The sequence below is a fragment of the Bacillus silvicola genome (assembly GCF_050524305.1).
GTDB classification, from domain to species: domain Bacteria; phylum Bacillota; class Bacilli; order Bacillales; family Bacillaceae_G; genus Bacillus_A; species Bacillus_A cereus_AT.
Genome location: NZ_JBNGVC010000006.1, coordinates 77,882 through 87,760, shown reverse-complemented (window position 1 = coordinate 87,760; position 9,879 = coordinate 77,882). Strand labels below are relative to the sequence as shown.

The window sequence follows — 9,879 nt, the reverse complement described above, 5'->3', positions numbered from 1 at the left end:
TTTACGCATATCTTGTAATGTTACAATAATTATTTCAATATTGTCGAAACGTAAGCAGAAATTTAATATAATAGTTTTAATGTGCTAATGAGCGGTTAGGAGGGTAGGTCATGAATAAAGAAGAACAGGTCATTAACGGTTTAAGGGAATTATATAATAAGATGGTTTGGCTTAATAAAGATAAGATGGAAGAAGGTCTTAAGGGTTTTAAGTCTTCGGAAGTCCACTGCATTGAATATATTGAAAATAATGCGGATTCTAATGTGACACAACTTGCAGAGGCTTTTTATGTGACTCGTGGTGCTATAAGTAGAATGACTAAGAAGCTTATGCAAAAAGGCCTTATTGAAAGCTATCAAAAGTCGGAAAATAAGAAAGAAATTTATTTTAGGCTTACTGAACAAGGGAAAGAAATTTATAAAATCCATGAAGATCTGCACAAAGAGTTTCAAGAGCGAGATAAAGCCGTATTTGAGCAAGTAACTGAGGAAGAATTCGAAAGTATAATTAGCTTCGTGGAAAAGTATAGTAGGCATTTGGATGCAGAAATAAAGAAACAAGGTATACATATTAAGTCATAATAAAGTTGAAGCATTCGGGCTTTTACGGGTAGTTAATCCCAAAAACTAACTTATTTTTCCGTTCGTGCGGGATACATTTAAATAATAAAAAGGTAGCCTGTTCATAGTAAGGCTACCTTTTTATTATTGTATTTTTGTTGACTAATCAACAAAACAGGGTTATTATTTTGTTGACGAAGCAACAAAGTGTTTTGGGGAGAGAAGTTAAATGTCTATTTTTAGATCACAAAATGAAAGCGAAACTGAAAAAAACATAGATAAACATGCTTTAATATTCGGCCTTATTTCTGTATTTCTTTGTGGTATAGGTTTCAGCATCATTATGCCTGTAGTGCCATTCTTAGTGCAGCCTTATATAAGTAGTCCGGAAGAACAGGCTCTAGTTGTTACGCTATTGACCTCTGTTTATGCGGTTTGCGTGTTTTTTGCTGCTCCTGCACTCGGGGCTTTAAGCGATAAATATGGTCGTCGTCCATTACTTTTAATATGCCTTTTCGGTTCTGCACTCGGGTACTTAGTTTTTGGTATAGGAGGGGCTTTATGGGTACTATTTGCTGGACGCATAATAGAAGGTATAACAGGCGGGAGCATAAGTACTATCTTCGCATATTTTGCAGACATCATTCCTCCAGAACAGAGAACGAAATACTTTGGATGGGTGAGTGCAGTTGTAGGTGCGGGAACTATCATTGGCCCAACACTTGGGGGATTACTTGCCAAGTTTGGTGATACTGTACCTATGTATTTTGGAGCAATCATAACTTTATTAAATGTTGTTTATGGGATCAAATACATGCCTGAGAGCCTTGACAGAAATAATAGGTTGAAAGAGATTACTTTTGTAAGGTTGAATCCTTTTGCACAGCTTGCAAACATACTTTCCATGAAAAACTTAAAATGGTTACTTGTCTCAGCATTTTTACTTTGGATACCTAACGGATCTTTACAAGCAATTTTCACACAATTTACAATGGATACTTTCAGTTGGAAACCTGCATTAATCGGACTTATGTTTTCAATTTTGGGCTTTCAAGACATTATTTCACAAAGTTTTATAATGCCAAAGCTTTTGATCAAGCTTAGTGATAAACAAATAGCGATACTTGGGATGGTTTCGGAGATTATTGGCTACAGTTTTATTGCAGCATCAGCTTTATTTTCACTCTATCCACTTCTTATCGTTGGAATGTTACTGTTTGGTTTTGGTGATTCAATTTTCGGGCCTTCATTCAATGGGATGCTTTCAAAGTCTGTCAGTTCTAGTGAACAAGGAAGGATTCAAGGTGGAAGCCAATCTATTCAAGCTTTAGCAAGAATGATTGGCCCTATAATTGGAGGACAAATATATGTATCACTTGGTCATGCTGCACCCGCTTTTATGGGTATGATTCTTATAGCAGCTGCAATAGCGGTGTTGTATAGAGGTACGCATATAACTACGTAAACTACTTCTGGATTCTGTTGCTGAAAGCGTTTCGGACTCCACTGAATAACAGATGTATATAAGAATAAAAATAGGATGTCAGAACTTATGAGCAAGTTCTGACATCCTATTTGTCTCTAGTTTGAGAGCTAAGAGAAATTTTTTTCTTTCGAAAGGATGTATCCTGTAAAAGCATGGTGAAGAATAATATTCAGTGGGGTGCACAGAGTTCGCATTAATTAAAGTTCACTTTATTTGAAACTAGAAAAGTTAGGTAAATGAATAGATAGTTTAATTATGCTTGTGCTGAAGTAAATAATGACTCCATTTTTATTTTGCTCTTCTCTCGAATTTCAGCATCAGCATGTCGCATAACATATTTATGTGCGATAGCGATTGCTAAAACATCATCTAACAAGCCAATCCCGATAATAGCAGCTATATCTGGAATGAAATCAATTGTTAATACGTAATAGGATAAAGCGGCTAATATTATAAGTTTCGCTTTAGTAGGTAACGCTTTCTTTTTCATTGTGTAGAATAAAATAATACTTTCATATACGCTGGATTTACCGAGGTTTACAGAGCTTTTTTTGAATTTTTTCCAAAGTGTCTGTTTCTCCATATAAACACTCCTTTTACAAAAACATCGATTTTTTAAAAGGATAGACAAAGAAGTAGGGAAATAATCAATTTTATTGTTTTTCTTATTGTATATTCCATAAAAATAGGGAATTACCTGTTCAAAATAATAGAATGTTGGTTATGTAACGACTCACAGTGTTTTGTTACATAAGTATGTATAGTAAAATATATGTAGACGATTCAGTTATTATTAAACATTTAATAAGCGGTATGGGGGAAGAAAAATGAAGATAATAGAACTACCAATTGAATTCGAATTTAATGAGAGAAAACAATGTATTTATCCGAGCTTAATCATATTAAACAATGAATTAACTTTAGTAGATACAGGTTATACAAATTTTTCACCTTTAATTGAAGATGCAATTTTAAAACATGGATATGAGATGAAAAACTTAAAAAATATAATTATTACTCATTATGATGACGATCATATAGGGTCTTTATACGATTTTAAAGTGAAATATCCTCGAATTAATATAATTGCGAGTGAAATTGAATCTTACTATATTAGTGGTGATATAAAATCAGAGAGATTGGTTCAAGCTGAAGAAATGTTAGAACGTATGCCAAATGAAGAAAAAGAATTTGGTAAATGGTTTATACAGCAGTTAAAAAATGTAAGGCATATTCCTGTTGATGAAAAAGTACATGATGGTCAAATGATTTTGAATAATGAATGTAAAATAGTGACGACGCCAGGGCATACTTCGGGGCATATTTCATTATATTTTCCGAATTTAAACTGTGTAATTACGGGCGATGCAGCGGTTCAAGAGAATCAAGAATTAGTTATAGCTAATCGGAAGTTTTGTTTAAATATAGAAAAAGCGGAAGAGTCTTTAAAGAAAATTAAAAACCTTAAAGCGACAAGCTATTATTGCTATCATGGAGGAAAACTTACTGTATAAAAATTTATATTTGTTCACGAATAATAAAGTCACTTCAAAAATGAAATATATAAGTTGAATTAAAAGATTACAATCGAATGCATAATCGATCGATCACTTTTTCAGGTGTGCGATTTAATTCCTGAATAAAAGCCTGTACATTTTTTTGAATTTCATAAATCGATGAATAAAAAACATTATGAATGATGTCTGATTTGAGCCATTTCCATACCCCTTCAATTAAATTTAAATCGGGACTGTAGGGAGGTAAAAACACTAATTCTAAGCGATGACAGTGTTTCCTTAAAAGTGGTTGGATGAGCTTCGCATGATGAATACGCGCATTATCTAGAATAAGAGCTATTTTCCCGTTGGGATACAGTTCAAGTACATGCTGAAGAAAACGAAGAAATGCTTCGGCATCATACCGCTCCTCTTCTACACAAACTAACTCACCTGTTTCATAATTAAGTGTACCAATAAGTTTAACACCTTGGTGTTTCCCATAAGTAGGAATACTGCGTTGTTTTCCTTTTAAAAACCATGTATGCTGCAGTGCTTGGTAATCGCGGATCATGGACTCATCTTGAAACAGAAGATGGTCAATCTCCTCGTTTAAAAGTTTTTTTTTATAGGCGGGGAAGGTAACTTCCCTAAACTCTTGTTGTTTCACCGGGTCTGCTTTCGCTAATGTATACGTCGGTTTTGTGTAACTAAGCCCTAAATCATGTAAAAGTCGAGACACCCCGCGAAGTGTGTAACTTACGTTCCATTCTCTTTTAATGAAAGAAGCGATAATGGATAAAGTCCAATTATGTTTAGCTGGAAATCCAACATCAACGGGTAGATGAGATGCAATCACTTGAACTAACTCCTGTTCTTGTTCAGGGGCTAATTTACGTGGTGCTCCTGTTGATTGTCCCATGAGTAAGCCATGCAATCCTTTTTCTTTGTAAGCATTCACATAATTATAGATTGTTTTTTCAGAACGACCAATCATGTTCATTATTTCTTTTATAGAAAAGCCTTGTACATAGAAATAGATCGTTTGATAACGTTCATACATTCGTTTCGTTTTAGTCGTTTTCATTGCTACAAGTAGGCTTTCTTTTTCGTTTTGGTGTACATGTGTCATTTTGCTCCGCTCCATTTGTCAATATATGTTACTTATTATATTTCGACAAACAGTAGCTGTAACCTTTTAATTCAACTTATATAGATGTTTAAAAATAGCATTGAAGTAGTGTCTATTGTTCTCCTATCATTTTTAAAATACAATTAGATAAAAAGGGGAATTATATGCATAAATTAGTTATTATTGTATTTAGTCTTATGCTAGGGTTTATAACGTTCCAAATCCCTGTAGTATCGGAATGGATACAAAACTCAGTCTTTTGGTTAATTGTTATTAGTTTGTTATCATATTCATATAAAAATGATCACAGTGATAAGAAAGATAAAAATGCTGATTAAGAATACTATTAAAAATTTTTTCACTTGTGTTAGCCCATTATTAGGAGGAACACTCGTTATATAAAATATTAAAAACCCGATCTTTCTTATATCGAAAAGATCGGGTTTTTAATTCATAGATTCCGCAATTCTTATCAAATCAGTAACATTGTATTTTCTTTTTATGTATAGTTTGTTACCAATTGCAATTGTATATTGAAAACCATTCTTCTGAAAGATAAGTTCATATGCTGAATCAAAATGAGGATTATATAATGCTTTTATATTATTTTTTAAGCTATAGAACTTAGCTCCCCTATGTACATAGAAGCCTAATTTGTTTTGAACTGGTGAAACAGTGATTTTAAAAATCCCATTAATATCTTCATTGTAGTATTGGAGGTTTAAGTAATCGTTATAGATGTACCCTTGAAATTCGTGAATTTCGAACGGGAATTTTGTAGGAGTAAGTATATGTTCCTTACACTTCATTTCATATTCTTTTACAGTAGTAGCTTCTTTCATAAATGGATTCGTTCCATCATAAATTTGATTAATTTGAGATATTTTATTATTCTTTGTTACTATTTCTAAAATGCAACCGATAGTAAATTCATTATCAGTGTCTTTGGAATAAGAAATAAGAATTGTAGTATCTTCTTTTGGAGATGGTACTATTTTAATTTCATGAATAGGTTTGTCCTTTTGGAAAGTAGGTAGTTCAACTCCTTCTGTTACATATGACTGCATTAATTTTTTATCATTTTTGAGTAAAGCATGTTTGAATTCACTGATTACATCTGTTTGAGATTTCGCCATTATAATTGTGGTGGATTGAAAATATAGTAAGAAAAATATGCAGAAAATCTTTATTAATGTAGTGGTCAATTTTATCACCCTATAATTATATTTCCGTAACATTGAAATATATATGTATGGGAGAACGTATATACTTTAAAAGTGGTTATAGGAGGGAGGAACGTGGGTTCGTTATTTGATGTAATAGCAAATGTTATTTTGTTTTATCCTCGAAATGATATGAAATTAAAACATCATATCGCAAAATTAAGTGAATTTGAGTGGTTTCGAAGGCTACACGAAGATACAAAGTATACAAGATTAATTTGGAGTAATAGAAAAATTAAAAGGTTCATTTTGTCTTCTACTAACATGGAAGCATTAATAAATTCCGAGAAAAAGCAAAAAGAATTTGTCCACCTAGTACATGATGAATATAAAAAAAGAAGATAAGAATTTTTTTATTTTTCATATTTGGCGAAACAAATGGTACAATGAAAGCTAATGTGAAAAATAAGGAAAAGAAGTGGTCTATTTGAAAAACTTTTTAGAATTAGGAATTAGTGAAACGTTTAATCATACATTACGTGAAAATGGAATTACAGAAGCAACACCGATTCAGGAGAAAGCAATTCCTGTTATACTGTCAGGTAAAGATATAATTGGTCAAGCAAAAACTGGAACAGGTAAAACACTCGCATTCGTTTTACCTATTTTAGAAAAAATCGATCCAGAGTCTAGTGATGTTCAGGCTTTAATTGTTGCACCAACAAGGGAACTAGCACTGCAAATTACAACTGAAATTAAAAAAATGCTTGTTCAAAGAGAAGATATTAATGTACTAGCGATTTACGGCGGACAAGATGTAGCGCAACAATTGAGAAAGTTAAAAGGTAATACACATATTGTTGTAGCAACACCAGGACGATTATTAGATCATATACGACGTGAAACAATTGATTTAAGTAATCTTTCAACGATTGTACTAGATGAAGCAGATCAAATGCTTTATTTCGGTTTCTTATATGATATTGAAGATATTTTAGATGAGACACCTGGTAGTAAACAAACGATGTTATTCTCAGCAACGATGCCAAAAGATATTAAAAAATTGGCGAAACGTTATATGGATGAGCCGCAAATGATTCAAGTACAAAGTGAAGAAGTAACGGTAGATACAATTGAGCAGCGTGTCATTGAGACGACAGATCGTGCAAAGCCAGATGCACTTCGTTTTGTTATGGATCGTGATCAGCCATTTTTAGCAGTTATTTTCTGTCGTACAAAGGTTAGAGCAAGTAAGCTTTATGATAATTTAAAAGGACTAGGTTATAATTGTGCTGAACTTCATGGTGATATACCTCAAGCGAAACGTGAAAGAGTTATGAAGAGTTTCCGCGAAGCTAAAATTCAGTACTTAATCGCAACGGATGTAGCAGCTCGTGGACTTGATGTAGATGGTGTAACGCACGTATTTAACTTTGATATCCCTGAAGATGTAGAAAGTTATATTCACCGCATTGGCCGAACAGGACGTGCAGGTGGATCAGGTCTTGCAATTACGTTCGTTGCAGCGAAAGATGAAAAACATTTAGAAGAAATTGAAAAAACGCTTGGTGCACCAATACAAAGACAAATAATCGAACAACCGATGATAAAAAATGTAGATGAAAATGGAAAACCGGTACAAAAGCCGGCTCCAAAGAAATCAGGTCAATATCGTCAAAGAGATAGCCGTGAAGGTTCAAGAAGTGAATCAAGACGTGATTCGAGAAATAGCTCAAGAAGTGATTCAAGAAATAGTTCGAGAATTGATAACAATCGATCATTTAATAAGCCAAGTAATAAAAAAGGTAGTACAAAACAAGGTCAGCAAAGACGTGGCCGTTAAACAGTTATTATTCAAAAAGAGTCGCAAAGCGTTGCGGCTCTTTTTTGTTTTTATGCAACGAAGTCGATATAAGTACAAGAGTGATTGCATAGAAACAACCTTTAAAATTTCATTCACCGTATTAAAAAATTTAAAATTCATAAAGGAAATAGAAAGTAGGATGGTGTATATGTACAATAATAGGAAACTTTTTACTAACTAAACATATAATTTAAATAGACCGACAGTCGGTCTGATGGGAAGGAGAACTTGAATGCGAATAGTAAAGGAGTATGAGGAGCGTAGAAAGGAAATTTTAGAAACTGCTGAACGTTTGTTTGTTACGAAAGGTTATACGAAAACAACAGTAAATGACATTTTAAAAGAGATAGGGATAGCGAAGGGGACGTTTTATCACTATTTTAAGTCGAAAGAAGAAGTAATGGATGAGATCATTATGAGGATCATTAAAGATGATGTTGCTAAAGCGAAAATAATCGTCTCTAATCCAAATATCCCAGTATTAGAAAAGTTATTTCGAGTTTTAATGGAGCAATCGCCAAAATCAGGGGATGTAAAAGATAAAATGATTGAGCAATTTCATCAGCCAAATAATGCAGAAATGCATCAAAAAAGTTTAGTGCAATCCATTATACATTTATCTCCTGTATTAACAGAAGTTTTAGTGCAAGGAATTGAAGAAGGAATATTTTCTACTCAATATCCACAAGAAACGATTGAACTATTACTATCCTCAGCGCAAGTTATATTTGATGATGGGTTATTCCAATGGAAACCTGAAGAAATGATGAGGAGAGCGAAAGCATATATTAAAATGATGGAAGCCTCTGTTGGAGCGAAAGAAGGATCCTTTGATTATATGATAGAGGTTTTAATGAAACAGAAATAATAGTTTTCTGTTTGTATATTATAGACCGACAGTCGGTCTAAATTAAAGGGAGGGTGTGATTATGATGTCTATTAGTATAAAACCTTCGATGAAAGATTTTTATTTAATGGTGAGTGGGCAAATTATTACTATTTTAGGTTCAACACTTTTACGTTTTGCTTTGTCATTATATGTACTAGATATAACAGGGCGTGCTGATATATTCGCAGGACTATATGCGGTAACGAGTATTCCATTTTTGCTAGCCCCTTTTGGCGGAGCGATAGCAGATCGTTTCAATCGCCGTAATTTAATGGTTATTTTTGATTTTATAAACGCTGCGATTGTATTAAGCTTTATAGTTTTATTATTTATTGGATCTGTATCTATTATATTGATTGGAACAATTATGTTTTTACTAGCAATCATCAGTGCAATGTACGCACCAGTTGTAATGGCGAGTATTCCTCAATTAGTTCCAGAGAAAAAGTTAGAACAAGCGAACGGTATCGTAAATGGTGTGCAAGCGTTATCTAATATAGTTGCCCCTGTATTAGGAGGAATATTGTACGGCATAATTGGTTTGAAAATGCTCGTAATAATAAGTTGCCTCGCTTTCTTTTTATCTGCGATTTTAGAAATGTTTATTAAAATACCATTTATAAAAAGAGCGCAAGAAAGCCATATAATACCGACAATTGTAAAGGATATGAAAGAAGGATTTATATATGTTTTAAAACAGCCATTTATTTTGAAGGCTATGTTACTTGCAGCTTTACTAAACTTAATTTTGACACCGTTATTTGTTGTTGGAGGACCTATTATTTTACGAGTAACTATGCAGAGTAGCGATACGATGTATGGAATTGGGATGGGGTTAATTGATTTTGCAACCATATTAGGTGCATTGTCAATCGGTTTTTTTGCTAAAAAGTTACAGATGAAAACATTATATTATTGGATGCTTATTATAGCTCTATTAGTAATACCAGTGGCGCTATCAGTCACACCATTTATTCTTAATTTAGGACACTACCCACCATTTATCCTCTTTATACTTTCTTCTATTCTAATTGCAATGATTATGACGATTGTATCCATCTATGTGATTACTGTAGTTCAAAAGAAAACACCAAATGAAAACCTAGGAAAGGTAATGGCAATTATAACAGCGGTATCTCAATGTATGGCGCCAATTGGGCAAGTTGTTTATGGTTTTATGTTTGAAGAATTCAGTGTGAAAATTTATTTACTTATATTAGCTATTAGTCTAATAATGATAATAATAGCGATAGTGACGAAGAAAATATTATGGAATGAAGGGAACTAAC

The 9,879-nt window shown here is 33.1% G+C and carries 11 protein-coding genes; 8 read left to right on the top strand and 3 right to left on the bottom strand.

All coding sequences use genetic code 11. The features are described from left to right. Nucleotides 1-110 precede the first annotated feature (110 nt). Entirely contained in the window at nt 111-581 is a 471-nt protein-coding gene (locus ACP6L7_RS10875) for a MarR family transcriptional regulator (protein WP_097833262.1), read from the top strand. A gap of 208 nt (nt 582-789) precedes the next feature. Continuing rightward, nucleotides 790-2,025 carry an MFS transporter gene (locus tag ACP6L7_RS10870; protein WP_097833263.1) on the top strand — a complete coding sequence of 412 codons (1,236 nt, stop codon included), beginning with the start codon at nt 790-792 and terminating at the stop codon, nt 2,023-2,025. A 274-nt stretch (nt 2,026-2,299) separates the two neighbouring features. On the opposite strand, the gene ACP6L7_RS10865 is transcribed toward ACP6L7_RS10870, so the two are convergent. Then, the gene (locus tag ACP6L7_RS10865; protein WP_097833264.1) at nt 2,300-2,629 is read right to left on the bottom strand and encodes a YkvA family protein; all 330 of its coding nucleotides are present in this window, start codon (nt 2,627-2,629) and stop codon (nt 2,300-2,302) included. Between the two features lie 244 nt (nt 2,630-2,873). On the opposite strand from ACP6L7_RS10865, the gene ACP6L7_RS10860 reads away from it, so the two are divergent. Beyond that, entirely contained in the window at nt 2,874-3,560 is a 687-nt protein-coding gene (locus tag ACP6L7_RS10860; RefSeq protein WP_097833265.1) for an MBL fold metallo-hydrolase, read from the top strand. 67 nt (nt 3,561-3,627) lie between these two features. Here ACP6L7_RS10860 and ACP6L7_RS10855 read toward each other — a convergent pair whose 3' ends face one another. Next, a complete protein-coding gene (locus ACP6L7_RS10855) occupies nt 3,628-4,674 on the bottom strand; it encodes an IS630 family transposase (RefSeq protein WP_430528973.1) in 1,047 nt (348 codons plus the stop codon). Between the two features lie 164 nt (nt 4,675-4,838). On the opposite strand from ACP6L7_RS10855, the gene ACP6L7_RS10850 reads away from it, so the two are divergent. Then, nucleotides 4,839-5,012 carry a hypothetical protein gene (locus tag ACP6L7_RS10850; protein WP_170961069.1) on the top strand — a complete coding sequence of 58 codons (174 nt, stop codon included), beginning with the start codon at nt 4,839-4,841 and terminating at the stop codon, nt 5,010-5,012. A gap of 108 nt (nt 5,013-5,120) precedes the next feature. Here the strand turns inward: ACP6L7_RS10850 and ACP6L7_RS10845 are convergent, their stop codons facing one another. Continuing rightward, nucleotides 5,121-5,912, bottom strand: coding sequence for a hypothetical protein (locus ACP6L7_RS10845; RefSeq protein ID WP_097833266.1), 792 nt, complete (start codon nt 5,910-5,912; stop codon nt 5,121-5,123). A gap of 60 nt (nt 5,913-5,972) precedes the next feature. On the opposite strand from ACP6L7_RS10845, the gene ACP6L7_RS10840 reads away from it, so the two are divergent. The 4 genes from ACP6L7_RS10840 (at nt 5,973) to ACP6L7_RS10825 (ending at nt 9,878) form a co-directional block, all read left to right on the top strand. Continuing rightward, the gene (locus ACP6L7_RS10840) at nt 5,973-6,242 is read left to right on the top strand and encodes a hypothetical protein (protein WP_097833267.1); all 270 of its coding nucleotides are present in this window, start codon (nt 5,973-5,975) and stop codon (nt 6,240-6,242) included. A gap of 73 nt (nt 6,243-6,315) precedes the next feature. Continuing rightward, nucleotides 6,316-7,680 carry a DEAD/DEAH box helicase gene (locus ACP6L7_RS10835; RefSeq protein ID WP_097833268.1) on the top strand — a complete coding sequence of 455 codons (1,365 nt, stop codon included), beginning with the start codon at nt 6,316-6,318 and terminating at the stop codon, nt 7,678-7,680. A 253-nt stretch (nt 7,681-7,933) separates the two neighbouring features. After that, nucleotides 7,934-8,569, top strand: coding sequence for a TetR/AcrR family transcriptional regulator (locus ACP6L7_RS10830; RefSeq protein ID WP_097833269.1), 636 nt, complete (start codon nt 7,934-7,936; stop codon nt 8,567-8,569). Nucleotides 8,570-8,630: 61 nt separating this feature from the next. Beyond that, the gene (locus ACP6L7_RS10825) at nt 8,631-9,878 is read left to right on the top strand and encodes an MFS transporter (RefSeq protein ID WP_430529220.1); all 1,248 of its coding nucleotides are present in this window, start codon (nt 8,631-8,633) and stop codon (nt 9,876-9,878) included. Nucleotide 9,879 lies beyond the last annotated feature (1 nt).

Excerpts from the sequence above, each read along its gene's own strand:
- ACP6L7_RS10845 (WP_097833266.1), bottom strand. The coding sequence starts at position 5,912 with ATGTTACGGAAATATAATTATAGGGTGATAAAATTGACCACTACATTA.
- ACP6L7_RS10830 (WP_097833269.1), top strand. The coding sequence starts at position 7,934 with ATGCGAATAGTAAAGGAGTATGAGGAGCGTAGAAAGGAAATTTTAGAA.
- ACP6L7_RS10860 (WP_097833265.1), top strand. The coding sequence starts at position 2,874 with ATGAAGATAATAGAACTACCAATTGAATTCGAATTTAATGAGAGAAAA.
- ACP6L7_RS10855 (WP_430528973.1), bottom strand. The coding sequence starts at position 4,674 with ATGACACATGTACACCAAAACGAAAAAGAAAGCCTACTTGTAGCAATG.
- ACP6L7_RS10875 (WP_097833262.1), top strand. The coding sequence starts at position 111 with ATGAATAAAGAAGAACAGGTCATTAACGGTTTAAGGGAATTATATAAT.
- ACP6L7_RS10825 (WP_430529220.1), top strand. The coding sequence starts at position 8,631 with ATGATGTCTATTAGTATAAAACCTTCGATGAAAGATTTTTATTTAATG.
- ACP6L7_RS10870 (WP_097833263.1), top strand. The coding sequence starts at position 790 with ATGTCTATTTTTAGATCACAAAATGAAAGCGAAACTGAAAAAAACATA.
- ACP6L7_RS10865 (WP_097833264.1), bottom strand. The coding sequence starts at position 2,629 with ATGGAGAAACAGACACTTTGGAAAAAATTCAAAAAAAGCTCTGTAAAC.
- ACP6L7_RS10850 (WP_170961069.1), top strand. The coding sequence starts at position 4,839 with ATGCATAAATTAGTTATTATTGTATTTAGTCTTATGCTAGGGTTTATA.